This window comes from Achromobacter veterisilvae (assembly GCF_037619525.1).
Taxonomy (GTDB): Bacteria; Pseudomonadota; Gammaproteobacteria; order Burkholderiales; family Burkholderiaceae_B; genus Achromobacter; species Achromobacter veterisilvae.
Genome location: NZ_CP148753.1, coordinates 143,637 through 167,920, shown reverse-complemented (window position 1 = coordinate 167,920; position 24,284 = coordinate 143,637). Strand labels below are relative to the sequence as shown.

Here is a 24,284-nt window from a genome sequence, read left to right as displayed (position 1 = left end):
AGCGCCGTCATCGAGGAGACAGACAATGAAACGGAAATCACGCATCAAGAATTGGCTGACGGGCGCGTGCGCGCTGTTGGCCGCGGCGGCGGCGTCGGCCGCGCCCTATCCGAGCCAGCCGGTCACGCTGGTGGTGCCGTTCGCGGCGGGCGGCATGACCGACGTGCTGGCGCGGCAGTTGGCCAAGACGATGCAAGGCCAGCTCAAGCAACCGGTGGTGGTGGACAACCGCACGGGCGCGGGCGGCGTCATCGGCGGAGAAAAAGTGGCGCGCGCGTCCGCCGACGGCTACACCCTGCTGGTCACGACCACCGCGCACGTGGTCAATCCCGCGATCACCAAACAGTTGCCCTACGATACCGAGAAGGACTTCGCGCCGATCGCGATGCTGGCGCGCACCCCCAACGTGCTGGTGGTGAACCCCGCCGTGCCCGCGAAAACTTTGCAGGAACTGCTGGCCTACGCCAAGCGTTCCGGCAGCCTGAGCTACGGTTCGGCGGGAGTGGGCGGCACGACCCACTTGTCCGGTGAACTGCTGGCCAGCCGCAGCGGCGCTCCGTTGCTGCACGTGCCCTACAAGGGCACCGCGCTGGCATTGAACGATCTGCTGGGCGGGCAGATCCAGGCCTCCTTCGTCGATGCGCTGACCGCCATCAAATATGTGCAGAGCGGCAAGCTGCGCGCCATTGCCGTGTCCACGCGAGAGCGCAACCCGATGCTGCCCGACGTGCCTACCATCGCCGAGCAGGGCGTGCCCGGCTACGAGACCGAAATCTGGATCGGCTTCTATGCGCCCGCCGGCACGCCGCCGGCGCTGGTCGAGCGGCTGAACGCGCTGGCGCGCGAATCCATGAGCGAGCCGGCCTTCATCAAGCTGTTGGCGGAGCAGGGCACCACGCCGGGCGACATGGACGCGGCCGCGTTCCGCGAGTACGTGAGCGCCGAGATCCGCAAATGGGGCGATATCGTGCGCGACGCGCATATCGTGGTGCAGTGAGCGGAGACGCGAGCATGGGCAAGCTTCCGTTGGCCGGCGTGCGGGTGCTGGACCTGACCAGCGTCATCATGGGGCCTTACGCCACGCAGATGCTGGCCGAGTACGGCGCCGACGTGATCAAGCTGGAGTCGCCCGAGGGCGACATCATGCGCGAAATGGGACCGGCGCGCGAGCCGGGCATGGGGCCGGTGTTCCTGAACCTGAACCGGGGCAAGCGCAGCCTGTGCCTGGACCTGAAGGCGCCGGACTCGGCCGCCGTTCTGCGCCAGGCGGTGGAATCGGCGGATGTGTTCATCACCAATATGCGGGCCAGGGCGCTGAAAAAGCTGGGCCTGGACTGGGCCGCGCTCAGTGGCTGCAACCCTGGGCTGGTGTACGTATTCCTGTCCGGCTTCGCCGAGGACGGGCCGGATGCGGGGCGGCCGGCCTACGACGATTTGATCCAGGGCATGGTGGCGCTGCCCGATCTGGTGGCGCGCGCCGGCGGCGGCCCGCCCAGTTACCTGCCGCTGAATCTGGCCGACAAGACCATGGGCCTGTTCGCCGCGCAGGCCGTGCTGGCCGCGATGCTGCAACGCGAGCGCGGCGGAACGGGGCAGTACATCGAAATTCCCATGTACGAGACCATGGCGTCGTTCGTGCTTGCAGACCATCTGGGCGCGGCCTCGTTCGAGCCGCCGCTCGGGCCGGCGGGCAATCCGCGCCTGCTGTCGCGCTACCGCCGGCCGTACAAGACGCTGGATGGCTGGATCAGCACCATCGTCTACACCGACCGGCATTGGGAGGCCTTTCTGAGGCTGGCGGGGGCGGGCCGCCTGTGGGAAGAGGACCCGCGCTTTCGCAGCATGGCCAGTCGCACGCGCCATATCGACGAGGTGTATGCCTTCGTCGACGAGCAGATGGCCTTGCGGACCACCGATGCCTGGCTGGCGTTGCTCAAGGATGCGGACATTCCCGCGGCGCAGTCGCCCGACCTGGACACGCTGATCTCGCGGCTGGAGGCGTCCGGGCAGGGCGTGGTGCGCCGCTACCGGGACCAGGACGGCAACGAGTACCGTGGCCTGGCGCCGGCCGCGCGCTGGTCCAAGACACCGCCACAGGCAGGCGCGGCCGCGCCGCGGCTGGGCCAGCATACCGAAGAGATCCTGCGCGAATTGGCCCAACGGGCCGGGCAGATGCGATAGCCGGATTCGGGGCTTCTAGCGGAATATGGCCTATCTCGTTTCGGCCCGGCGCGATTGCTGCCCTCAATCCAGAAAGCTCTTCAGGCCGTCCAGTTCGCGCCGCAGCAGGCGCGCGGTTTCGGCCTGGCGCGCGATGGGCATGCGATCCGTGATGGCGCTCACGCTCATGGCCAGCACCGGCGTGCCGTCGGCGCGCGTAAGCGCGCAGCCGACTCCCAGGGCGCCGCTCACCGCGTAGTTCTGCATGACCGCGTAGCCGCGCTGGCGGGTATTGAGGCGCAGGCGGTCGATCATTTCAGCGCTGATGCCGCCGTACTCTTCCAGCCGCGGCGAATTGGCCTTCACGACCGCCCGGGCCTCGGCATCGGGCAGGGCGGATAGCAGCGCCATCCCCGCCGACCCTACGCCCAGCGGATGCCGCTTGCCCGCATGGCTGGCCAGGATCTGCATCGGATAGTCGCCGATCTCGCGGTGTATGCCGACGGATTCGGTGCCGTCGCGGCCGATGAGGAACACCGCGTCGCCCAGTTGCCGTGCCAGCCTGCGCATGCCTTCGATGGCGGCGACGATCAGGTCCTGGCTTACGTCGGGCGGCGTCCACAGGCTGGCCTGCATGCGGTCGGCGTCGTCGCCGGCGAAGAAGCGCTTGCCCGCCTTGTTCCGGCGCACCCAGCCGCTGGCCTCGAGCGCGAGAAACAGGCGCTGCACATTGACCCGGTCCAGGCCCGTGCGGGCCGCGACCTCGGTCGCACCCAGCCCGGCCGGCGCCGAGGCCCTCAGCAGGCTGAGCACGTTAAGTCCCTTGAGCAAAGTGCGGGGAGTGGAAGAGGGCGGGGCGGTCTGCATGTCTGGGGGGGTAGGCGTTAGTGTGCGATATATGCACACATTCTATATGAATGTTGTGCATTTTCCGTACTATCCGATTCCACCTGATCGGACAACGGAGACAACCATGCAGGGATCGTGGAAGCACTGGCTGCGGCGGCCAGCATTGAACACCGGACTGGCGATTGCGCTGGGCGTTTGCGGATTCGCCGGCCATGCCCGCGCGGCCTATCCCGAGCGCGCCGTGACGCTGCAAGTGGGCTTCGCCGCCGGCGGCCCGACCGACGCCATGGCGCGCATGATCGCCACGGAAATCGGCGCGGAGCTGAAGCAATCGGTCGTGGTGGAAAACAAGCCGGGCGCGGGCAGCAATATCGCCGCTTCGCAGGTCGCCCGCGCCAAGCCGGACGGCTACACCCTGCTGATGGTCGCCGTCACCAGCGCCATCAACCAGACCCTCTACGACAAGCCGGGCTTCAATCTCGCCACCGACTTCGCACCCGTGGGCCTGGTCGGGAAAATCCCCAGCGTGCTGGTGGTGAACCCGAAACTGCCCGTGCACAGCGTGCAGGAGCTGGTGGCCTATGCAAAAGCCCATCCCGACACGCTGACTTTCGGCTCGTCGGGCAACGGCACCTCCATCCATATCGCGGGCGAGATGTTCAAGCGCGCCGCCGGCATCGACGTCACCCACGTGCCGTACCGCGGCAGCGCCCCGGCGGGCGTGGCGGTCATGGCGGGCCAGGTCTCTTATATGTTCGACAACGTGCCGACCGTGTGGCCCTTCGTGCAGACCGATCGCATGCGCGCGCTGGCGGTGACGACCAAGGAACGCATTGCCTCGGCGCCCCAGTTGCCCACCATGGCCGAGTCGGGCTTCCCGGATTTCGACGTGTCGTCCTGGTACGGATTGATCGCGCCCGCCCAGACGCCGCCGGAGGTGATCCGCGTGCTGGACCAGGCCTTGCAGAAGGTGCTGGCGCGCGCCGACTTCCAGGAGCGCATGAAGGGCCTGGGCGTCATCCTGCAGCCGGGCACGCCCGAATCCTTTGGCACGTTCATGAAGTCGGAAGTCGAGCGTTGGGCGCCCATCGTCAAGGCTTCCGGCGCCAGCAACGAATGAACGGCGAGGCTGCAAAGAAGATGTCCAGCGCAATCAGCAAGTCGGCCCTGAGCGGAGTCGTGGTCCTGGATGTGTCGCGCGTGCTGGCCGGCCCGTTCGCCGCCCAGATGCTCGGCGATCACGGCGCCGAAGTCATCAAGCTGGAATCCTACGACGGCGACGACACGCGGGGATACGGACCGCCGTTCGTCGATGGCGACGCGCCTTACTACGTCGGCCTGAACCGCAACAAGCAGGACCTGGCCGTGGATCTCTCGGCGCCGGCCGGGCGCGAAGTCCTGTTCAAGCTGCTCGAACGGGTCGATGTGCTGGTGGAGAACTTCAAGCTCAGCACCTGGCGCAAATGGGGCGTCGACGATCCGGCGGCATTGACGCGCCGTTTCCCGCGGCTGATCCATTGCCGGGTTTCGGGCTTCGGCGAAACCGGGCAACTGGGCGGTTTGCCGGGCTACGACGCCGCCGTGCAGGCACTGTCCGGCCTGATGTCGATCAATGGCGATCCGGCGCTGGATCCCGTGCGCATCGGCATTCCGCTGGTCGATACGTCCACCGGCATGAACGCCGTCATCGGCGTGCTGTTGGCCCTGTACGAGCGCGAGAAATCCGGCCAGGGGCAGTCGATAGAGGTGACCCTGTTCGATACCGCGCTGGGCATGCTGCACCCGCATACCTCCAACGCGCTCAACGGCGGCAAGTCGGCGCGCACCGGCAACGGGCATCCCAACATCGTGCCCTATGACCTGTATCCGACCCGCAGCGAGAAACTGTTCGTGGCCGTGGGCAACGATCGGCAGTTCGCGCGCCTGTGCGAAGTGATAGGCAAGCCGGAACTCGCCACCGATGAACGTTTTCGCAGGAACAGCGACCGCGTGGTGAACCGGGATGCTCTGCGCAAGGAATTGGCCGGGCAATTGGCCGGGTTCGACGGTCAGCAGCTATTCCAGCAGTTGATGGCCTTGGGCGTGCCCTGCGCGCCCATGCTGAGCGTAGAGCAGGCGCTGGCCATGGAGCACACCGCTACCCGGCAGATGTCGGCGTCCATCGGCCAATACCGCGTCACGGGCATCCCGATCAAGCTGGAGCGCACGCCCGGCGCGCTGCGCCTGCCGCCGCCGGCCATCGGCCAGCACAGCCAGGAAGTCATGCAGCGCTTCGGCTTCAGCGACGCAGAGATCCACGCTGCGATCGAGGCCGGCGCGGTGCGCCAGGCTTGAGAAAAATAGACAAGGAGACCGCAATGATCAAGATAGAAGAGTTCGACCGCCTGGCGGTGGTCACGTATGACCGCGGCGAACGCCGCAACGCATTGTCCCTGCAGGCCATGAATGAACTCATCGACGTGGCGCACCGCTATGCGTCGCGCGTCGACATTACGGCCATCGTGCTGGCGGGCAGCGCCCAGGGCTTCTCCGCGGGCGTCGATCTGAAAGACCCGCAGCGTTGGGCCATCGAGGAGAAGTCGCTGGACGAGCGCCGCTATCTGGCCTCGACCGGCGCCCGCATGTGCAAGGCCTGGGAGAGCCTGCCGCAGCTAACCATCGCCGCCATCGAGGGTTTCAACGTCGGCGGCGGCATTGCGCTGACGCTGGCTTGCGACTGGCGCGTCATGGCGGACAACTCCTTCCTCTTCGTGCCGGAAGTGCAGATCGGCATTCCGCTGGTATGGCATACGGTGCCGCGCCTGGTGAACATGGTGGGCGCTTCGCGCGCCAAGCAGATCATGCTGCTGGGCGAGCGGATGCCTGCCGCCACGGCCCTGGAATGGGGGCTGGCCGACTGGCTGGCGCCGGCGGGGACGGCCGTCGAGCGCGCCACGGCACTGGCCGGCCAGGTGGCGAAATCGCCGTCGCACGTGGTCAAGATGAGCAAGGAAAGCGTCAACGCCCATGCCCATGCCCTGAACTTCGTCAGCACCTATATGGACGTGGACCAGGCGCTGGTATGCGGCCAGAGCGCGGAAGCGCGCCAGGCGCGCGAAAAATTCATGTGACGCCGGGGAGACAGCCATGTTCAAGAAAAGCCTGATGGCGCTGCTTCCGGTCGCGCTGCTCTGCCATGCCGGCGCGGCGCGCGCACAATGGCCCGAACGGCCCATTACCTGGATCGTGCCCTTTTCCGCGGGCGGGCCTATGGATATCGTGTCCCGGCCGGTCGCCAAGAAAATGGGAGATATCCTGGGCCAGACGGTCATCGTCGAGAACCGCACGGGCGCCGGCGGCGCCTTGGGCGCCGACTACGTCGCGCGCGCCAAGCCGGACGGCTACGTCATCGGTATCGGCAGCGTGGGCACGCAGACCATCGTGCCCAATGTCGCCAAGTCGGCCAAGTACGACCCGATAGACTCCTTCTCCAACATCGGCCTGCTGGGCCGCTACACCAATGTCCTGCTGGTCGGCTCGCAATCGCCCATCGTCTCCGTCGCAGACCTGGTCTCGCAGGCGCGGCAGCCCGGCGCCAACGTCACCTTCGGCTCGGCCGGCTACGGTTCGTCCAACCATCTTTCCGGCGAACTGCTGCGCGCGCTGACCGGCGCGGCGATGACGCATATTCCCTATCGCGGCAGCGCGCCCGCCCTGACGGACCTGCTGGCCGGCAATACCACCTTCATGTTCGACACATTCAACACCGCGATGTCGCGCATCCAGGCGGGCAACCTGCGCCCCTTGGCCGTCACCAGCCCCAGGCGTTCGCCCTTCCTGCCCGACGTGCCGACCATGGACGAAGCCGGCATCGGCGGCTATGCGGCCGCCGGCGGCGAGTTGTGGTGGGGCGTGGTCGGCCCAGCCGGTATTCCCCAGCCCGTCATGGACCGCCTGAATGCCGCCCTGCGCGAAGCGCTGGCCGCGCCGGACGTGCAGCGCCAGCTCAAGGATCAGTATGTCGAGATCTGGAGCAGCACGCCGCAGGAATTCAGCGCGGTGGTCCGTTCCAGCTACCAGAGCTGGAACAAGCTGGTGAAGGAGGCGAAGATCGAGGCGGAATAGGCCTGCGGATCCAGCGCCGCGAGAGGCGCTGGGCCCGGTCGTTGTCCGTGCGTCATGGCGAGCGCCCCGCATGCATGGGATTCGGGCATGCAGGCGGCTTTCATGCGGCGAGAATTACGCGTTTTTTCCTCTTTCCGCCGCCGCGAACAGGGACTCCAGCCGCGACAAGCGCGCCTCGACTCCCGTTTCCGGCGTAGTGGCTTGAAGGCCATGCAGCATCAGGTTCGTATAGCTTTCCGTCACGGCATCGACGTTGACGCTCTGGTTGCCGAAAAGTACCGGCCACATCAGATGCTCAAGCCCGCCATACAGCATGGCCCGGGCAGCCTCGGTGTCCACGCCTGCGGCAAGCTCTCCGTCTTTCACGGCGTCCATGAGCGCCAGTTGGGCGAATTGGGTGTAGCGCACCTGAAGCGCATGCAGGCCCGAGCCGGCATAGTCAGGCCCCGTGCGCACTTCATGCAAGACGAGGCGGGCCAGGCCGGGCGTCTCCGCATAGACGCGCACGTGCCGCCAGATGATGAAGCGCAGCCGCGCGCGCAAGCCCTGAAGGCGCGAGAATCCCTCTTCGACGTCGCGGATCAAGGGTTCATACATTTCGCTCAGCACTTCGTGCAGGAGATCGCGCTTGGTCGGGAAGTAGCGGAAGATCAGCCCTTCGGCAATTCCGGCGCGGTGGGCGATTTCGCTTACGGCGGCCTTTTGGAAGCCTTTTTCTATGAAAACCTGCCGCGCCGCCGCGAGGATCTCGCCGGCACGCTTTTGGCGCTTTTCTGAAAGAGGCGCCGGAGCATGGTTGCCGGTTGTCTTCGTGTCGGCGGCTGTACTGGAACTGGTTTTCATGATGGCTGATGCATGGGCTTGCCGTTTCCGTAGGCCTTCCGGGCGCAGGCGGCGCAGGACCTGCCGATATCGACTGCGGCGGGCTCGGCCGCTCAGATGCGGAACACGCCGTAGCTTGGGGGGGCTATAGGTTGATTGAGCGCGGCGCTCAAGGCGATGCCCAGGGCGTTGCGTGTATCTGTCGGGTCGATTATGCCATCGTCCCATAGGCGCGACGTCGAATACAGCGCGCTCGATTGGCGGCGGTAGTCTTCCAGCACGGGATCGCGGATGGCTGCCAGTTGTTCCGGCGAGAGTTTTTCCCCATTGCGCGCAAGTTGCCGCAGCTTCACGTCGGCGAGCACGTTGGCCGCCTGCTCCGCGCCCATGACCGAGATCTGGCTCTGCGGCCACATGAGGAGGAAGCGGGGGTCGAAGGCGCGTCCCGACATGCCGTAGTTGCCCGCCCCGAACGAGCCGTTGCAGACGACGGTGAACTTGGGCACCTCGGAACCCGCCACGGCCATGATCATCTTGGCCCCGTCCTTGGTGATGCCGCGCCGTTCATAGTCGCGCCCGACCATGAAGCCGGTGATGTTCTGCAGGAAGATAAGCGGCGTGCGGTTCTGGTTGCACAGCGCTATGAAGTGGCACCCCTTTTGGGCGCTCTCGTTGAAAAGCACGCCGTTGTTGGCCAGGATGCCGACCTTGTAGCCCCACAGATGGGCGAAGCCGCACAGCAGCGTCGGGCCGTAGGCGGGCTGGTATTCATGGAAACGGCTGGCGTCCACCATGCGCGCGATGACTTCGCGCATATCGAACTGCACCTTGATGTCCCGCGGCACGATGCCATACAGTTCCCGGGGGTCGTAGTAGGGCGCCTCGGGCTCCTGCCATTCCACTTGCGCCTTCTGCGGCCGCTGCCATTGCGCCACGACGTCCCGGGCGATGGCGATGGCCTCGTACTCGTTGCCGGCGGGGTAGTCGGCCGTCCCGGACAGGCGCGTATGCACGTCGCATCCGCCCAGATCCTCGGCGCTCACCTCTTCGCCGGTGGCGGCCTTCACCAATGGCGGCCCGCCGAGGAAGATGGCGCCGTTCCCCCGCACAATCACGCTGTAGTCCGACAGCGCGGGCACGTACGCGCCGCCGGCGGTGCAATGCCCGAGCACGATGGCGACCTGGGGAACACCCATCTTCGAGAGGATCGACTGGTTTCGGAAGATGCGCCCGGCGAAGTGGCGATCGGCAAAAAGTTCAGCCTGCAGGGGCAGAAAGCCTCCGGCGCTGTCGCACAGGTGGACCATGGGCAGGCGGTTCTCGACGGCGATATCGGTCGCGCGCACGATCTTCTTGACCGACAGCGGGTACCAGGCCCCGCCTTTCACGCTTGCATCGGAAGCATTGACCATTACCTCGCGCCCGCTGACGATTCCGATGCCGGTGACTACGCCGGCGCCGGGCACCTCTCCGTCATACTCCATGTTGCCTGCCAGGGTGGACAGTTCGAGGAACGGCGTGCCTGGATCCAGCAATTGCCTGAGGCGATCCCGCACGAACAGCTTATTCTGGCGGGCCAGGCGCTGCATGTCGCGCTCGGGACGCTGGTGGCGAACGGCATCCTGCTGTTGCCGCAGCGCCGCGGCCAGCCCCAGGTTGTGTTCACGGTTGGCCAGAAAATCTGCTGAGCGCGTGTTCAGCGCGGATTCGATGCGGTTCATTCCGAGGCGCTCCTGTCCAGAGTGATAAGCAAGGCGTCTTTGTCGATGAGCTGCCCGACGTCGACGTGCAGGCACTGCACCGCGCCATCGCAGGCGGCATTGATGGTGGTTTCCATCTTCATGCTCTCTATCACCATCAGCGCGTCGCCCCGGCGCACCCGCTGGCCGACTTCCACGGAAACGGCGATGATCGACCCCGGCATGGGGGCCCGCGTCACGGCGTCTCCCTCGTCCGCGGGATCGCCGGCAAAACGCTTGAGGTTATGGACGTAGCGCAGGAGGTGGCTTTCTCCATTCAGGTGCACATGCACTTCATCGCCCCGCCTTGCGATGAGGACGCGGTAACTGTCGCCATCGATGACAAGTTCGTGAGCATGTCCGCCGCGCTCCAGTAGATCCACGGGAATTCGCCGGCCGCCGGCATGCAGGCAATAGCCCTCGCGAGAGCGGCCGAGCCAGAGTTCGTGTGCTTCGCCGTCCAGAAGAAATGCGTGCAACATCAGTTTCTCCAGTCGCCCATGCCGGCATGCAACGCCGGCACGGCGTCGGCGGCATCGCGCACCGGGCGCGTCGCCAGCGCCGCGGCGGCCAGCAGCCGGTGCAGTGTTTCGTCGGATAGCGGCGGCTGCGCGGCGACCTCGGGGTGCGCATCCAGAAAACCCGTGTGGATCTCGCCCGCCAAAAAGGCCGGGTGGGACAGCAGCCTCCTCAGGAACCCTATGTTGGTCTTGCAACCCAGCAGCGCATAGTCGTCCAGGGCGCGCCGGGCCAGCGCAATGGCTTCGTCACGCGTGGCGGCGCTGACGATCAGTTTGGCCAGCATGGGGTCGAAGGCGGCGGTGATCTCTTGCCCAGCGGCGATGCCTGAATCGATCCGGATGCCCGCGGCGCGCGGCTCGCGCAGGGCCAGCACCGGCCCGGTGGTGGGGAGATAGCCGCGCGACGGATCCTCGGCATAGATGCGGAACTCGAATGCGTGGCCGCGAGGCCGCAGCGTTTCCTGCGAGAAGGCCAGCTTTTCGCCTGCCGCCACGCGCAACTGGTGTTCCACCAGGTCGATGCCCAGTATCTCCTCCGTGACGGGATGTTCGACCTGAAGCCGCGTATTCATCTCCAGGAAGTAGAACTCGCCATTGCCACAGATGAACTCGACCGTCCCCGCGTTGCAGTAGCCCGCGCGCCGGGCGATGCCCGCGGCAGTGGCGCAGATGTCATCGCGCACCTGTGGCGACAGAGCCGGTGACGGCGACTCTTCCACGATCTTCTGGAAGCGCCGCTGCACCGAGCATTCGCGCTCGAACAGATGGACGACAGTGCCATATTCGTCGCCGAACACCTGGACTTCGATATGCCGGGGGTTTTCGATGAAGCGCTCGACGTACAGGCGGCCATCGCCAAAGTAACGTTGCCCCTCGCTGCGCGCGCGGTCCAGTTCGGTGCGCAGCGCCGCCGCTTCGCGCACGATGCGCATGCCTTTTCCTCCCCCGCCGGCGGCCGGTTTGATGAGCAGCGGGAAGCCGACGGCCGCCGCGCGTTCGACGAAGCTGTCAGGATCGTCGTCCTCGATCGCGGAAGGCGCGACGGGAAAGCCGCCCTGGGCGACGAATGCGCGGGCGCGCACCTTGTCCCCCATCAGTTCGATCGCCTCGGCGGAGGGGCCCACGAACACCAGGCCCGCCTGTCGGCACTGGCGCGCGAACGACGGATTTTCCGAGAGAAAGCCGTAGCCCGGATGGATGGCGCCAGACCCGGCTTGGCGCGCCGCCTCCAGTATCTGCGTGCCGTCGAGGTAGGCCGCCACCGGAGTCGCTCCGGTGATTTCGATGGCGGTGTCCGCCAGGCGCACCGCGGGAGTGTCCGCATCGACGGCGTGATGCACCACAACGGCCTGCAGGCCAAGGCGTTGCACCGTGCGCACCATGCGCGCAGCGATCTCGCCTCGATTCGCGATCAGCACCGATTGGAAAGGCCAGTTGGTTTGCACCTGCGCTCCAGTTCATGTTGACGATCATGCAGATTATTGAGCGTCACTCACTTTTCTTTAAGCCAGTGTTTTCCCTATGTGGAAAAATCCTGGCGTGAAGATAATATGAGCGTCACTCAAATTGTAGGTACGGTCAATCTAGGTCGTGTTGCCTAAAGGTGGAGTGACCATGTCCGAAAGTGGCTTGCATATCGAACAACGTTCCACGCCTCAGCTATTCGCCGGTCTGTCGGACGATGAAATGGAGGTGCTCGCGCAGGCGGATCGCTTCGCGCGCGCCGAGCTTTATCCCCTGGCGCAACGGATGGATGACGAAGAATGGTGGCCGGCCGGCATCTTCGAGCGGATCGGCGCCAACGGCTATTTCGGCATAACGGCGCCGGAGGCGCTGGGGGGGACGGGCCTGAACCTCTTCACCAGCGGCCTGGTGCTCCAGGCCTTCGCCCGTTGGAATCATGCCTTGGCGCTGGCATGGGTTGCGCACGAAAACCTGTGCCTACATAACATTCTGCGCAACGCGAGCGATGAGCAGAAAGCACGGTTCGTGCCCGGCTTGTCGAGCGGGAAGCTGGTGGGCGCTTTGGGCTTGACGGAACCGGGCGCGGGGTCGGACGCGTTGGGCTCCATGCGCACCACCGCGCGTCGGGTGGGCGACCACTATGTGCTGGACGGGACAAAGATCTTCATCACCAATGGCCCCGTGGCGGATGTCTTGCTGGTCTATGCCAAGACCGATCGCGATCTTGGGGCGCAGGGCATCTCCGCGTTTCTTGTGGAGAAGGGCATGCCAGGCTTCCGCGTCGCGCAAAAGCTCGTGAAGATGGGGTTTCGCGGAAGCCAGACCGGCGAGCTCGTGTTCGACGGTTGCCGTGTGCCCGTGGCGAATCTGATGGGCCAGGAGAATGCGGGGGTCAAGGTGGTCATGAGCGGCCTGGACTTCGAGCGGGCGATGATCGCTCCGCTGTGCCTGGGCATTGCCGAGCGGGCGCTTGAACTGAGCATCGACTACGCGCGGGCGCGCCAGCAATTCGGCAAACCGATAGCCAGTTTTCAGATGGTGCAGGACAAGATCGCCACTATGTATACCCAAGTGGAGGCCATGCGGGTGTTCACTTATCAGACCTTGCGCGCGGCCAGCGCGCTGGAAAATGGGGATGCCGGGCGCGGCGAAATCCACAAGCTGACCGCCGCCGCGGTGATGTTCGCGGCCAACGGCATGCATGGCGTACTGGACGAGGCGGTTCAGGTGCACGGAGGCACAGGCTACATCTGGGAGTCGGAAATCAACCGTCTCTACCGCGCCATCAAGCTGCTGGAAATAGGTGCGGGCACGACCGAAGTGCGCAAGCTCATTATCAGCGGCGAACTGCTCAAAGGGTGACCAGGCCCCGGAACTGAGTCCTGGAACGGATATTCCCACGGAAAGGGAGGCGGGCATGACACAACACGCGGGCGGGGATTTTGTAAGGCGCATCAACGTAGGGGACCTGCTCACGCGCAGCGCGGCCAGGGCGCCTGGGAGCGACGCGGTGATCGACGGCGAGCGCCGCTACAGCTATGCCTTGTTGGAGGCATGGAGCAACCAGCTTGCGCATGGCTTGCTTGCCCGCGGCTACAAGGTGGGCGATGCGCTGGCGCTCATGTCGGGAAACAGCGCCGAGTTTCTGGCGACCTATTTCGCGTGCGCCAAGATCGGCGTCGTGTGCGTGCCTATCAACCTGTTGTGGCGACACGGCGAATTGGCCTATGTGTTGCAGCATGCCGGCGTGCGCGGCGCGGTCGTCACCGCGCGAATGCTGGAGCAGTTCCTTACGGGCTTGACGCCCGGTCAGGCGTTGCGCGACGTGTTCGTGATCGATGAGGGCGAGGACGCGCAAGCCGATCTGCCCCAACCGCTGGCGCGCATCTCCTTCGCGCAGCTATCGGCTGGCCAGGTGTCGGACGTCCCATCGGTCGCCGTTCCCGATCGCGCGTCGTTGTCCTATCTGTATACCAGCGGCACCACCTCCGCGCCAAAGGGAGTGGTCGGCAGCCATCTGGCGATTTATCTGGAATCGTTGGGCACGGCCATCGACACCGAGCTGAGCCGCCGCGACCGGGTGCTGGCCTTGATGCCCATGTTCCACACCGCGCAGTTGAACGCCATCTGCACGCCGGCCGTTGCGGTGGGGGCGTGCATCGTGATCATGCAGGGTTTCGAGGCGCAATCGTTGCTGGATCTGGTTGTGCGGGAGCGGCTGACGGTATTGTTTGCCCTTCCCATGATGTACCGCGCGCTGGTGGAGGCCCAGCAGGCCCGCGCGCGCGATGTCGGCAGCCTGCGACTGGCCGTCTATGCCATGGCGCCGATGCCGGACCATGAGCTGCGCGCCGCCATCGACACGTTCGGCTGCGGCTTCTCGCTCATGTTTGGCCAGACGGAAATGAGTCCCGTGGCCACCTTCTTCCGGCCCGAGCACCAGCTCAGCCATCCCGGCGCGGTGGGAACGCCGGGCATCAATGTCCAGGTCGGCATCATCGACGAAGCGGGAAGGCTCCTGCCGCAGGGCGAGGCCGGCGAAATCGTCTACCGGAGTCCCCAGGCGCTGAGCGGCTATCTGCATGACCAGGACGCCACCGATACCGTTTTCCGGCATGGCTGGTTCCATTCGGGCGATGCCGGCTACTTCGATGCGGATGGCGTGCTCTGGTTCAAGGACCGCTTCAAGGACGTGATCAAGAGCGGGGGCGAGAACATCGCTTCCATCGAAGTGGAGAAGGCTTTGTATGCGAGCGATCCGGATATCGCGGAAGTGGTCGTGGTTGGCCTGCCCCATGAGCGCTGGACCGAGGCCGTGACGGCGATCGTGCTGCTGCGCCCGGGCAAGCGTCTCGACGAGGCCGCGCTGATGCAGCAACTGCGCGAGCGCCTGAGCCCCTTCAAATGTCCCAAGTCGTTCATCGTGGTCGACGCCATGCCCAAGACGGCGACGGGGAAGATCCAGAAGGCCGTTCTCCGCCGCGCCTACGCGGACCATTACGCATCCGAAAGCCGGCGTTAGTCCGCCCTTCGGGCGCTGTCCCGGAAGACAGGCCAATCAGCACGCCGCCGGCGGCGGCGCGCATCCGCGCGGGCTTTTCTACCTTCCCAAGAAAACGGGTTGGCGTTTTTCCAGGAATGCCCGCGCGCCTTCTTTTCTATCCTCGCTGTCGTAGGGATTCGGCCCTACCGAAAGGCGCAGGGCGGCGGATACGGGCAAGCCGACGCTCTTGGACGCCACGGCCTTCATGCGCTGCACCGAGAGCGGCGCATTGGCGGCGATTTTCCGGGCCAACTGTAATGTCTGCCCGATGAGATCGTCCGGCTCGAAGACGTGGTTGATCAAGCCGAGCCGGTAAGCGTCCGCGGCGGTAAGCAGTTCTCCGCTGAAAAGCGTTTCCAGCGCGGCGCCTCTGGGAATGAGAAGGGGCAGAACGACACTGCCGAAGTTGGCCCCCATTCCAACCTTGGCTTCCGGCAAGCCGATCCTGGCGGTCGAGGCGGCCACGCGGATATCGCAGGCCAGGGCAAGTTCGCAGCCTCCCCCGGCGGCAACACCGTTGATTGCCGCTATCGTGGGCTTGGACATTTCCAGCACGACCTCATTGAGGTTCCGGTTTGCGCCGCCCATCGGGTGCGCCATGCTGCCTTCCGCATCCAGCTCTTTCAGATCGACGCCGGCGGAGAAGGCGCGCGTTCCCGCTCCGCTGTACACCACCACCCTGACGGAGGGATCCAGATCCAGCGACAGCGATACGTCTATCAGCCGCCGGAACGTCGACTTTGCCAAGGCGTTCATCCGGTGGGTGCGGTCGATGGTGACCCAGGCCACATGATCTTCGATGCGGACGCCGATATCCCCAACATTCGCCATGTCAGTTCACCGGTTGGATGTTCGCGCGTTTGATCACGTCGAGCCAGGTGCGGCGCTCGCTCTCGGCGAATTGGGAGAATTGGTCCGCGGTCATGTCGTTCGGCGTGACGCTCAGCGCTTCCATGCGTTTGTGGGCGGCCGGGGTGGAGGAGGCTTCCCGCATGGCTTTGTTGAAGGCGTCCACGACTTCGGCGGGCGTGTCCTTGGGCGCCCATACGCCGTACCAGGCGGTCACGTCGAATCCGGGCAGGCCCATTTCAGCGATGGTCGGCACGTCCGGCAGTTCTTTCATCCGTTCCTTGGTGGAAACGGCCAAGGCCCGCAGTTGGCCGCCGCGGATCTGCTGCATCACGCTGGCGGCCGTGGAGTACAGGAGATCGACGTGGCCGCCGATGACGTTCGTCAGGGCGGGGGCCGTGCCGCTGAAAGGGATGTGCGTCATCTTGAGGTTGGCCTGGATGGCGACGCGCTCGCCCGTCAGGTGGGGCAGGGAGCCCTGCGCGCCGGACGCGAACGTGACGGTCTTGGTCTTTCCTGCCGCCAGTACGTCTTCGAAGCTCCGGTAGGCCGAGTCCCGGCCGGTGACCAGGATGATGGGCGCGGAGCCCAACACGCCCACCGGGCGGAAATCCTTCATGGGGTCGAATGGCAAGCGCGTCAGCATGCCGTCATACATAACGTGCTGCGACGTATTGGCCAGCAGGGTATAGCCGTCGGCCGCGCTGGTCGCGACGATGCGCGCGCCGATCGTCCCCGCGGCGCCGGGTTTCTGTTCGATGACAATGGGCTGGCCAAGCAGGGTGCCGACGTCGTCGATGATCAGCCGGGCGAATGTCTCGGTCGTGCCGCCGGCCTGATAGGGCGAGATCAGCACGACGGGCCGGGCGGGATACTTGGCCTGGGCGGCAAGGACCGGACATAGGCTGGCAAGCACAAGTCCGCCCAGAACGGCGATGCGTTTGAACATGGTTGTCTCCTGGATGATGTAGATGAGGTCCGCTATTCCTGCGGCTTCATGATTACCCTGCCCATGACTTCGCGGTTCGCGATCATGCGCAAGGCGGTCTTGAATTCGGAGAGGGGAAGCGTTGCGTGCGTGCGCGGCTTCAGCTTTCCCTGGATGGTCCAATCGAACAGTTGCGCATAGGCAGCCCGCAACCGCGCATCGTTGGCGGGAGCGACGGGGTGCCGGCCCCAGCCGAAGTAATAGCCCCAATAGACCCCTATGACGCTGATGTTCTTCACCAGAACGATGTTGGCGGGAACCGTGGGTATGCGGCCGCCGGCGAACCCCATGGGGATGATCCTGCCGTCCGGCGCGATGCATCGAAGCGAGGTGTCGAAGGTGTCGCCGCCGACGGGGTCGTAGATGACGTCCGCGCCGCGGCCGTCGGTCAGTCCGAGCACCGCGTCGCGCCAATCCGTATCCCGGTAGTTGATGACGTGGTCCGCCCCGTGCTGCCGGACGATGCTCTCCTTGGCCTGCGAGCCCACCGTGGCGATTACCGTGGCCCCAAGCGCCTTGGCGATTTCCACGGCGGCAAGGCCGCTTCCGCCGGCAGCCCCGTGAACCAGAACGAATTCTCCGGGCATCAGGTCGGCGCGCCATTGCAGCGCGCCATAAGCCGTGCCGTAGATCGTCGGGAAATGCGCGCCCGAGTCGTGGGACACCTGTTCCGGCATATGAAAGACGGTCTGCTGCGGCACGACGACTTCTTGCGCGTAACCGCCGCTTTGCACACCGGCGATGACGCGGTCGCCGGCCTGGAACTGCGTCACGCCTTCGCCGGTCTCGATCACGACGCCGGCCACCTCAGTTCCCGGTATCAACGGCAGGGGAGCCCTGTTCTGGTGCTTGCCTTCCATCACCAGCAAGCTGGCGAAGCTCGCGCTGCACGCCTGGACCTGTACTCGCACCGAGCCTGGCCGTATCGCCGGCGGCGCTATCTCTTCAAGGCGAGCCGAATCCGGCCCGCCATACTGTCTGCACACGACGGCTTTCACGCTTGGCATCCTTTGACTGCACCGTTGTCGAACAGAGACTGGGCTTCTTCTTCGGAAAAGCCTGCCTCCGCCAGAATTTCGCGGCTGTGTTCCCCCAGCCTGGGGGTGTGCCGCGTGGCCTCGGGCTGGGTGACGGACCAGGTGCTGGTCCGGGCCATGCTGCGCACCCGTCCTTCGGTGGGGTGGTCGATCATTTCGAAAAACCCGGTTTGCCGAAGGTGTGGATGGACCAGCAGCGATTCCATGGTTTCAATCCGGGCCACGGGAATGTCCGCCGCTTCCAGGCAGGCGAGCCAATGGTCGGTAGGGCGGCTCGCGAGAATCTCCGACACGGTGGCATAGAGTTCCTCCAGATGCCCGGTGCGATTCGCCATGGTGCTGAACCGCTCGTCCTGCATGACTTCCGGGCGCCCCACGGTCGCGAAGAACTCGCGCCATTGGCGGTCCGTCAAGACCATCATGCAAAGAAATCCGTCCTGGGTCTGGAAGGGCCGGCGGATCGAGGCGTAGCGATGGAAGACGGGCGGGCCCACAGGGGGTTCGAACGTCGCTCCCGCCATGTGATCGGCGAGCACCAGGGAGGCGATCGACTCGAACATGGGTATTTCGATGTGTTGGCCCTTTCCCTGCACAGCGCGGTGATACAGCGCGCCCAGCACGGCATTCGCCGCCAGAATGCCGCTGATCCGGTCGGCCAGCGCTATCGGCGTATAGCGGGCTGGGTCGGCCGGGGCGCGCAGCGACGCGATGCCGGCCGCGGCCTGGATGAGATCGTCGTAGGCGGGTTTGTCGCCATAAGGCCCATGGGAACCGTAGCCCACGATGTTCACGTATATCAGCTCGGGATTGAGCGCAACGGTCTGGTCGTACGCCAGCCCCAGCCGTGCCATGGCCTTGGGACGGATGTTGCAGACAAAGACATCGGTCTGGCTCAGCAGGCGCAAAAAAGCGTCGCGGCCGGCTTCGATCTTCAGGTCCAGCACGATGCTTCGCTTGCTGCGGTTGGTATGCATGAACATCGCGCCCATGCCCCGATGGCGGGCGGGGCCGAGGTCGCGGATGCTGTCGCCCTCGGGGGGCTCCACCTTGATGATGTCGGCCCCCATGTCGCCAAGAATGTGCGTCGAGACGGGGCCGGACAGGGCCGTCGTCATATCCAGTACCCGCACGCCAGTCAGTGGTCCACTCATGTGTTGCCTACCCATGCTCCGACAAGGTTGAGAACATCAAAATGCTTAGATACTGAGTAGTATTCTTGGTGAAGAGTTCCTGTGAAATTCGTATTTACCCCTATGAAACAGCGCTGTTTTTCCCTTGGTCGGCAATCTTGTTTGAGGCTATGATACTGCGTAGTATCTTGAATGTTCAATGACCGATGAGGTGTTCATGGCAGCAATTTGGGAAGCCCCGCTGGATAGCGAGGCGTTGCGTTGGCAAGCCGCGGCCAAGGGGCTGACTGACCGGTACTTCGCTCCCGCCGCGCATTCGATAGACCAGGAGCAGCGTTATCCGGTCGAGCATTTGCAGCCGCTGCGGGAATCGGGGGTCTCCGGGTTGTTCATCCCGACCCGGTACGGCGGCGGCGGCGCGTCGCTGACCGCCCTGGTGGCCGCGGTGGAGGCCATCGCCGAGGGCTGCGGCTCCACGGCGGCCATCATGGCGGCTCTCTCCTTGGGCGCCTTCCCTGTCTTGCTGGGAGGAACCGAGGCGCAGAAGCAGACATTGCTGGGCGGGCTGGCCGAGCGGGGCGAGGCCGTCAATTTCGCCCTGAGCGAGCGGGGCGCCGGCTCGGACGCGTCCGCCATCGAGACGACCGCCGTTCGCGAAGGCGACGGCTGGAGAATCCGCGGCGAGAAATGCTGGCTGGGCAATGGCGGCCATTCTCATCATTTCATTGTCTTCGCCCGTACGGCGCAAGCCGACTCGCGCCATGCGATAACCGCCTTCTGGGTGCCTCGCGATACGGAGGGGGCGGTGGTCGATTTCTACGAAGACAAGATGGGCATTCGCGGCACGACGACGACCAATCTGAAGGTGGACGTCCGGGTTCCGCAATCGAGCGTCGTCGGCGAGATCGGGCACGGTTTGCGCCTGGCGTTGTCCACGCTGAACGTCGGAAGGGTCGTCGTCGCGGCCCAGGCGCTGGGCATCGCGCTATGCAGCTATCGCGCCGCCTGCCGGTTCGCCGCCTCGCGCAAGACGTTCGGCCGCTCCATCATCGATCATCAAGGCATCGGGTTCATGCTGGCCGACTCGGCGACGCAACTGTCGGCCGCAAGAATGATGATGTACGAGGCTTCCAGGGCCTATGACGAGGGGCGCGATATCGGTACGCTGGGCGCGATGGCGAAGCTGTTCGCCAGCGAGGCCTCTCACACCGCGTGCGACCATGCGGTGCAAATCCTGGCCGGGCGCGGCTATGTGAAGCCGAATGTCGTGGAGCGTTGCTACCGGGACCAGCGGATCACCGAGATCTATGAGGGAACCTCGGAGATCCAGCGCCTGGTCATCGCGCGCGCGATCAAGCGCGAGGCCGAGATACAAGCCGCTTGAGCCGCGGCCCGCGACGAAGATTCTGTACAGGGAGGAGAGACTTGAACGACGATCAATTCGGGGATGAGCCGATAGGCGCCTGGCGGGCCGTGGCGGAGTGTTATCACGCCTACTTCACCGGCCTGGTCCTGTACGTGACGACCCGCCATGGGGCGGCATGCGCCGCCGAACTGGTATATGAGATCTTCAGCAGGCAGCGGCGCGAGCGATTCCTGCCAGGTCTTGAAAAGCTGAACCTGACCGGCCTGCCTCACGCGGTCGCGGCCGCGCAGTACCACTATCTGTCCAACCACATCGGCGGCGTGGCGGTGGAGTACATGTACGAGTCGGACCGCAAGGCCTGGATACGCTATGCGGCGCCGCGCTGGATCTGGTCCGGGACGGCCCTGTGCGGCGTTGCGCCCGAGGTCTCTCGCGCCATGTTGCAGGGTTGGCACGCGCAGAACGGCACGATGCTGGCCAATCCACGCCTGGGCTTTGTCTGCACCAAGCAAACGGTGGATGGCCAGTCCGGCCTGGAAGGCTACTACTACGAGTATGAGCGGGACTTGCTTCCCCACGAGAGGCTGAGGTTCGCGCGTGAAGAGGATGCGCCCGATTTCGACGCCGCCAATGCGCCAGAGTTGCCGATCGACCAATGGCCCACGACCCGTCTGGCCAAGGCACATCGCAACTACGCCATGGAGTACGTACGATCGGCGTTTCCCACCGCGCTGCAATTGTGGGGCGCCGACGAGGCAGGCCACCGATTGAGGATGGTCGGCAAGATGATAGGTATGCAGTTCTATCATGAAATAGCGCGGGGCCTGGGGGGAGATTACAAGGCGAATGCGGCGGGCTTCGCTCGCTTCATCGCCGATTTCGGCGCCGCCCACGGCGATGCCAGCCAGGTCGAGCGTCATCTGGACGGCAGCTTCGAAGTCCGCCAGGATGGCTGCGCGTTCATGGCGGGCATCGAAGAATGGCATCCCGTCCTTTCCACGGCCTGGAACGGGCTTATCGAGGGCGCATTGCAGGCGCACAACCGGCGCCTGGGCATGGCCTTTTCCATGCAGACCGTGGGCGCGAAACCCTCGCTGCTATGGAAGGTCAGCGAGTAGAACGAAGAAATCCACAGGAGCATGGCGATGCAGCAACACTCCCTTGGCGCGTTGGCCGGCTTGAAGGTCGTCGACGCGGCCCGGGTCCTGGCAGGACCTTACGCTGGCCAGATCCTCGGCGATCACGGCGCGGACGTGGTGAAGGTAGAGGGCCCGGAAGGCGACGAGTGCCGCGGGTTCGGCCCTCCGTTCGTCAATGGCAGTTCCGCCTATTTCAATGCCGTCAATCGAAACAAGCGCAGTGTCCTGCTCGATCTTGGACAGGAGGGCGACCGCGAACGGTTCTTCGCCATGCTGGAGACCGCCGACGTCCTGATCGAGAATTTCAAGCTGAGCACGTTGCGCGCCTGGGGCATTCCCGACGCGAAATGGTTCGTCGACAATTTCCCCAGGCTCATTCATTGTCGAATCACCGGCTTCGGCGACGAAGGTCCGTATGGCAGGCTGCCGGGTTACGACGCGGCGGTCCAGGCGATGGCCGGGCTGTTGTCCATCAACGGCGATCTTGGCGCCGAACCGGTCCGGCTGGGCGTGCCGGTGGTCGATCTGACCACGGGCATGAACGCGGCCATGGCGGTGCTCCTGGCGTTGCAGGCCAGGCATCGGACCGGCCGAGGCCAGATGGCGGATGTCAGTCTCTACGACAGCGCGGTGTCGGTCGCGCATCCGTTCCTTACCAATTATCTGCACTCCGGCAAGGTTCCGCGTCCCTCGGGCAATCGGCACGCCAATATCGTTCCGTACAACGTTTACAAGACCCGCACTGTTGCGCTGTTCATCGCGGTCGCAAATGACAGGCTGTTCACGAAACTATGCGCTCATCTGGGCAGGGCCGACTTGCCGGCGGACGCGCGCTTCGCCACCAACCGCGCGCGCGTCGAGAACCGCGAACAACTGGAGGAAGCGCTGCGACAGACATTCGAGAACACGGACGGAGAGCGGCTCGGCCCGGCCTTGCTGGCGGATGGGGTGCCGGCGGCTCCGATCCTCGATATTGAAGCGGTCGCGAATTCGGAGCATGCCAGGTTTCGCGGCATGGTCGTCCGCAGCCCCGACTACACGGGGCCCGGCATTCCCATCAAGCTGACGGACACGCCCGGAAGCATCCGGCTGGCGCCGCCAACGTTGGGAAACACCGTGCTCGCGGCCAACGATACCGTGTTCATGCCTTGACAATCAGCCAGCAGAAACGGCCGGTCCAGCCGGGCAGGCAAGGCTGGCCGGACCGCTATACTGTGGGCCGCTCGCAGGATGCATATATACCGTGACAATAAGCCCTGAACTTTCCAACTGGGTCAACCTCGATTACGACAGTCTGCCAACCAACCAACTCAGGTTGCTGGATGCGGCCGCGAAGGCATTTACCATTTATGGTTTTGCCGCGGCCTCTATCGATGTGATCGCCGATCAGATCGGCGCGACCAAAGGTAGTGTCTATTACTACTATCGCAGCAAGACGGACCTGTTCTTTGCCGTGCACAAACGCGCGATGGTCATGAACCTCAAGACCCAGGTTCCCGTTGTGACGGATACATCGCTGAATGCCCAGGACAAGCTCTATCGGATGGCCTATCTGCACGCCAGCCTGATGATGGAGTCTCTGTATTATCAGCGCGTGACCGTACAGGGTGTCGAGCTGCATCAATCGGTGAGCACCACGCCGATGCAGCGGGAAGCGCTGGCGGAAGTCGTCGCCATGCGCGACGTCTATGAAGATCTGTTCAGGCAGGTCATTTCCCAGGGGACGGCCGACGGCCTGTTCGCCGATATCGATCCTTCTTTGGCCGCCAAGGGAATACTGGGCTCGCTGAACTGGATCACGGTCTGGTATCGGCCCCGCGAGACCGAGGCGCCGGATTTCCGGGAGCGCGTTGCTTCGCAACTCTCTTCGCAAGTGGTATTCGGGGTGAAAGGGGGGCGGTAACGCGTGCCGTCCTCGGGGGCGCTGGGGAGAAGTGCAGGCCGGTCGCTATATTTCTCGCCTGTTTGGTGTATCTGACCGTAGCGCGAATCGCCTGCACCCCCCAGCCTGGCTGCATTTGACGCCGAAGGCTTCCTCCTCCTACAACGGTCTGTTCGTGTATCGGTGCTGATGACCGCGCGGATGCGGGAGGAGGTCGAAATGCGTCCTATCGAGGACCTCGGCAACGAGTCAGAGTAATCCATGTCTCCGGCAGATCAACTGATGATGGCACCATATCGCAAGCCTTTGCTGCATAGGCCGCCCGATCTGCGTGAGGGTGTGCCGATCTTCGTTATGCCGAAAGGTGCGGCGGTGAAGCACGACGAGCGCTGTGTAACCTACACGTGGCTCTCTCACCGGCCGTTATTCGGACATGCTTATCGGAGCTTGCTTCCTGACTATTTCGATTCGATGCCTTTAGAAAGCGGGGTAATGATCGGGAGTTTCCTTCCAAGTGCCGAGATTGTCCCTGAGCTTACATTTCCGGGGGACGTCGATGTTTTGATCATTCCCTATGAAGGGGATGAGTTGGTTCTTTCCCGCGCGCTGGCCGTCGAAATCAGGGTTATCCGTGCCTCGTTTGCCAAACAGGGAAAATCACCGAACGAGTTTGGCTTTTCGCAGGCAAGGGCCATGCTGGCGGCGGGCTTTCCGTATGTGGCGATCGGTCACCTGATAATCTCCGACGAAAGCCCGCGGTATGCTTGGCGCGAGGCAATGATGACCACGGTGCTTGACGTCGATGAAGGAACTTGCGGCCCTATTGCGGCAGTCCTGCAAGATATGCTGCCATGGGATCTGCTGACCCGGTCATATGGGCGATTGACAAAAATTTGCTCGGACCCTGCGCTGGGGCATTTTTCCGCCTATCCCGAAGGGCAAGGGGTCTGGTTTCCTGACGGCAAGAATGCTTCCTTTAATCCTCATGCAAGAAAAGCGGTGATGGATGGAATCTATGCCTACTATGAAAGAAACTATGGGCAGTTTCTATTGACTCGGCGTTTTCCTCCTTCGACTCCTGGTGCCGCCGTCGGAAAAGGGTCTCCAGGGTACAAGCGCCATCTCGAGGACGTGGTGGAAAAAATGCATCGAGATTTCCGCTAATTGGTCCCCTTGGGGACCTTCAAATCT

General features: G+C 64.4%; 22 protein-coding genes. 13 read left to right on the top strand and 9 right to left on the bottom strand.

Translation table 11 applies throughout. The annotated features are described in order from the left end of the window. Positions 1–25 precede the first annotated feature (25 nt). Entirely contained in the window at positions 26–997 is a 972-nt protein-coding gene (locus WHX56_RS00705; protein WP_338879974.1) for a tripartite tricarboxylate transporter substrate binding protein, read from the top strand. Between the two features lie 14 nt (positions 998–1,011). Then, the gene (locus WHX56_RS00700) at positions 1,012–2,181 is read left to right on the top strand and encodes a CaiB/BaiF CoA transferase family protein (protein WP_287756425.1); all 1,170 of its coding nucleotides are present in this window, start codon (positions 1,012–1,014) and stop codon (positions 2,179–2,181) included. A 63-nt stretch (positions 2,182–2,244) separates the two neighbouring features. Here WHX56_RS00700 and WHX56_RS00695 read toward each other — a convergent pair whose 3' ends face one another. Then, positions 2,245–3,027: an IclR family transcriptional regulator gene (locus tag WHX56_RS00695; RefSeq protein WP_338879971.1), complete on the bottom strand. Its 783-nt coding sequence runs from the start codon at positions 3,025–3,027 to the stop codon at positions 2,245–2,247. A gap of 106 nt (positions 3,028–3,133) precedes the next feature. Here WHX56_RS00695 and WHX56_RS00690 point away from each other — a divergent pair, with 106 nt between their 5' ends. From WHX56_RS00690 to WHX56_RS00675, 4 genes are read left to right on the top strand one after another with little or no spacing between them, the layout of a single operon-like run. Beyond that, positions 3,134–4,129, top strand: a complete 996-nt coding sequence (locus tag WHX56_RS00690) for a Bug family tripartite tricarboxylate transporter substrate binding protein (RefSeq protein ID WP_129240123.1) — start codon at positions 3,134–3,136, stop codon at positions 4,127–4,129. 20 nt (positions 4,130–4,149) lie between these two features. Next, on the top strand, positions 4,150–5,343 hold the full coding sequence (locus tag WHX56_RS00685; RefSeq protein ID WP_338879968.1) for a CoA transferase: 1,194 nt from the start codon (positions 4,150–4,152) through the stop codon (positions 5,341–5,343). Between the two features lie 23 nt (positions 5,344–5,366). Next, positions 5,367–6,119, top strand: a complete 753-nt coding sequence (locus WHX56_RS00680; RefSeq protein WP_338879966.1) for an enoyl-CoA hydratase/isomerase family protein — start codon at positions 5,367–5,369, stop codon at positions 6,117–6,119. Between the two features lie 16 nt (positions 6,120–6,135). Continuing rightward, on the top strand, positions 6,136–7,113 hold the full coding sequence (locus WHX56_RS00675) for a tripartite tricarboxylate transporter substrate binding protein (RefSeq protein WP_338879964.1): 978 nt from the start codon (positions 6,136–6,138) through the stop codon (positions 7,111–7,113). A gap of 114 nt (positions 7,114–7,227) precedes the next feature. On the opposite strand, the gene WHX56_RS00670 is transcribed toward WHX56_RS00675, so the two are convergent. From WHX56_RS00670 to WHX56_RS00655, 4 genes are all read right to left on the bottom strand, one after another. Next, positions 7,228–7,956, bottom strand: coding sequence for a TetR/AcrR family transcriptional regulator (locus WHX56_RS00670; RefSeq protein ID WP_338879962.1), 729 nt, complete (start codon positions 7,954–7,956; stop codon positions 7,228–7,230). A gap of 92 nt (positions 7,957–8,048) precedes the next feature. Next, entirely contained in the window at positions 8,049–9,656 is a 1,608-nt protein-coding gene (locus WHX56_RS00665; RefSeq protein ID WP_338879960.1) for an acyl-CoA carboxylase subunit beta, read from the bottom strand. Then, positions 9,653–10,156 carry an acetyl-CoA carboxylase biotin carboxyl carrier protein subunit gene (locus WHX56_RS00660; RefSeq protein ID WP_338879958.1) on the bottom strand — a complete coding sequence of 168 codons (504 nt, stop codon included), beginning with the start codon at positions 10,154–10,156 and terminating at the stop codon, positions 9,653–9,655. Before WHX56_RS00660 ends, WHX56_RS00665 begins: the two co-directional genes overlap by 4 nt. Further along, the gene (locus tag WHX56_RS00655; protein ID WP_338879956.1) at positions 10,156–11,640 is read right to left on the bottom strand and encodes an acetyl-CoA carboxylase biotin carboxylase subunit; all 1,485 of its coding nucleotides are present in this window, start codon (positions 11,638–11,640) and stop codon (positions 10,156–10,158) included. The genes WHX56_RS00660 and WHX56_RS00655 overlap by 1 nt, the downstream gene beginning before the upstream one ends. A gap of 169 nt (positions 11,641–11,809) precedes the next feature. On the opposite strand from WHX56_RS00655, the gene WHX56_RS00650 reads away from it, so the two are divergent. Together WHX56_RS00650 and WHX56_RS00645 are read left to right on the top strand one after the other, a co-directional pair. After that, positions 11,810–13,021, top strand: a complete 1,212-nt coding sequence (locus tag WHX56_RS00650) for an acyl-CoA dehydrogenase family protein (RefSeq protein ID WP_338879954.1) — start codon at positions 11,810–11,812, stop codon at positions 13,019–13,021. 55 nt (positions 13,022–13,076) lie between these two features. Next, positions 13,077–14,681, top strand: coding sequence for an AMP-binding protein (locus tag WHX56_RS00645; protein ID WP_338879952.1), 1,605 nt, complete (start codon positions 13,077–13,079; stop codon positions 14,679–14,681). 78 nt (positions 14,682–14,759) lie between these two features. On the opposite strand, the gene WHX56_RS00640 is transcribed toward WHX56_RS00645, so the two are convergent. Genes WHX56_RS00640 through WHX56_RS00625 form a run of 4 tightly spaced genes read right to left on the bottom strand, consistent with a single transcriptional unit; the run spans position 14,760 to position 18,727 of the window. Continuing rightward, a complete protein-coding gene (locus WHX56_RS00640; RefSeq protein ID WP_338879950.1) occupies positions 14,760–15,533 on the bottom strand; it encodes an enoyl-CoA hydratase/isomerase family protein in 774 nt (257 codons plus the stop codon). A gap of 1 nt (position 15,534) precedes the next feature. Continuing rightward, positions 15,535–16,500 carry a tripartite tricarboxylate transporter substrate binding protein gene (locus tag WHX56_RS00635; RefSeq protein WP_338879948.1) on the bottom strand — a complete coding sequence of 322 codons (966 nt, stop codon included), beginning with the start codon at positions 16,498–16,500 and terminating at the stop codon, positions 15,535–15,537. 32 nt (positions 16,501–16,532) lie between these two features. Further along, entirely contained in the window at positions 16,533–17,537 is a 1,005-nt protein-coding gene (locus tag WHX56_RS00630) for an NADPH:quinone oxidoreductase family protein (protein ID WP_338879946.1), read from the bottom strand. Next, a complete protein-coding gene (locus WHX56_RS00625; RefSeq protein WP_338879944.1) occupies positions 17,534–18,727 on the bottom strand; it encodes a CoA transferase in 1,194 nt (397 codons plus the stop codon). The genes WHX56_RS00630 and WHX56_RS00625 overlap by 4 nt, the downstream gene beginning before the upstream one ends. Before the next feature lie 196 nt (positions 18,728–18,923). Between WHX56_RS00625 and WHX56_RS00620 the strand changes: the two genes are divergently transcribed. From WHX56_RS00620 to WHX56_RS00600, 5 genes are all read left to right on the top strand, one after another. Continuing rightward, positions 18,924–20,090 carry an acyl-CoA dehydrogenase family protein gene (locus WHX56_RS00620; RefSeq protein WP_338881728.1) on the top strand — a complete coding sequence of 389 codons (1,167 nt, stop codon included), beginning with the start codon at positions 18,924–18,926 and terminating at the stop codon, positions 20,088–20,090. Between the two features lie 41 nt (positions 20,091–20,131). Beyond that, the gene (locus WHX56_RS00615; RefSeq protein ID WP_338879942.1) at positions 20,132–21,190 is read left to right on the top strand and encodes a hypothetical protein; all 1,059 of its coding nucleotides are present in this window, start codon (positions 20,132–20,134) and stop codon (positions 21,188–21,190) included. Positions 21,191–21,217: 27 nt separating this feature from the next. Beyond that, positions 21,218–22,363, top strand: coding sequence for a CoA transferase (locus WHX56_RS00610; RefSeq protein WP_338879940.1), 1,146 nt, complete (start codon positions 21,218–21,220; stop codon positions 22,361–22,363). Between the two features lie 91 nt (positions 22,364–22,454). Continuing rightward, positions 22,455–23,114 carry a TetR/AcrR family transcriptional regulator gene (locus WHX56_RS00605; protein WP_129240108.1) on the top strand — a complete coding sequence of 220 codons (660 nt, stop codon included), beginning with the start codon at positions 22,455–22,457 and terminating at the stop codon, positions 23,112–23,114. Between the two features lie 240 nt (positions 23,115–23,354). Beyond that, on the top strand, positions 23,355–24,257 hold the full coding sequence (locus tag WHX56_RS00600; protein WP_338879938.1) for a hypothetical protein: 903 nt from the start codon (positions 23,355–23,357) through the stop codon (positions 24,255–24,257). The last annotated feature ends 27 nt before the right edge of the window (positions 24,258–24,284 follow it).

Excerpts from the sequence above, each read along its gene's own strand:
- WHX56_RS00650 (WP_338879954.1), top strand. The coding sequence starts at position 11,810 with ATGTCCGAAAGTGGCTTGCATATCGAACAACGTTCCACGCCTCAGCTA.
- WHX56_RS00705 (WP_338879974.1), top strand. The coding sequence starts at position 26 with ATGAAACGGAAATCACGCATCAAGAATTGGCTGACGGGCGCGTGCGCG.
- WHX56_RS00695 (WP_338879971.1), bottom strand. The coding sequence starts at position 3,027 with ATGCAGACCGCCCCGCCCTCTTCCACTCCCCGCACTTTGCTCAAGGGA.
- WHX56_RS00600 (WP_338879938.1), top strand. The coding sequence starts at position 23,355 with ATGTCTCCGGCAGATCAACTGATGATGGCACCATATCGCAAGCCTTTG.
- WHX56_RS00665 (WP_338879960.1), bottom strand. The coding sequence starts at position 9,656 with ATGAACCGCATCGAATCCGCGCTGAACACGCGCTCAGCAGATTTTCTG.
- WHX56_RS00690 (WP_129240123.1), top strand. The coding sequence starts at position 3,134 with ATGCAGGGATCGTGGAAGCACTGGCTGCGGCGGCCAGCATTGAACACC.
- WHX56_RS00670 (WP_338879962.1), bottom strand. The coding sequence starts at position 7,956 with ATGAAAACCAGTTCCAGTACAGCCGCCGACACGAAGACAACCGGCAAC.
- WHX56_RS00625 (WP_338879944.1), bottom strand. The coding sequence starts at position 18,727 with ATGAGTGGACCACTGACTGGCGTGCGGGTACTGGATATGACGACGGCC.
- WHX56_RS00645 (WP_338879952.1), top strand. The coding sequence starts at position 13,077 with ATGACACAACACGCGGGCGGGGATTTTGTAAGGCGCATCAACGTAGGG.
- WHX56_RS00675 (WP_338879964.1), top strand. The coding sequence starts at position 6,136 with ATGTTCAAGAAAAGCCTGATGGCGCTGCTTCCGGTCGCGCTGCTCTGC.
- WHX56_RS00700 (WP_287756425.1), top strand. The coding sequence starts at position 1,012 with ATGGGCAAGCTTCCGTTGGCCGGCGTGCGGGTGCTGGACCTGACCAGC.
- WHX56_RS00610 (WP_338879940.1), top strand. The coding sequence starts at position 21,218 with ATGCAGCAACACTCCCTTGGCGCGTTGGCCGGCTTGAAGGTCGTCGAC.
- WHX56_RS00680 (WP_338879966.1), top strand. The coding sequence starts at position 5,367 with ATGATCAAGATAGAAGAGTTCGACCGCCTGGCGGTGGTCACGTATGAC.
- WHX56_RS00660 (WP_338879958.1), bottom strand. The coding sequence starts at position 10,156 with ATGTTGCACGCATTTCTTCTGGACGGCGAAGCACACGAACTCTGGCTC.
- WHX56_RS00640 (WP_338879950.1), bottom strand. The coding sequence starts at position 15,533 with ATGGCGAATGTTGGGGATATCGGCGTCCGCATCGAAGATCATGTGGCC.
- WHX56_RS00620 (WP_338881728.1), top strand. The coding sequence starts at position 18,924 with ATGGCAGCAATTTGGGAAGCCCCGCTGGATAGCGAGGCGTTGCGTTGG.
- WHX56_RS00685 (WP_338879968.1), top strand. The coding sequence starts at position 4,150 with ATGTCCAGCGCAATCAGCAAGTCGGCCCTGAGCGGAGTCGTGGTCCTG.
- WHX56_RS00635 (WP_338879948.1), bottom strand. The coding sequence starts at position 16,500 with ATGTTCAAACGCATCGCCGTTCTGGGCGGACTTGTGCTTGCCAGCCTA.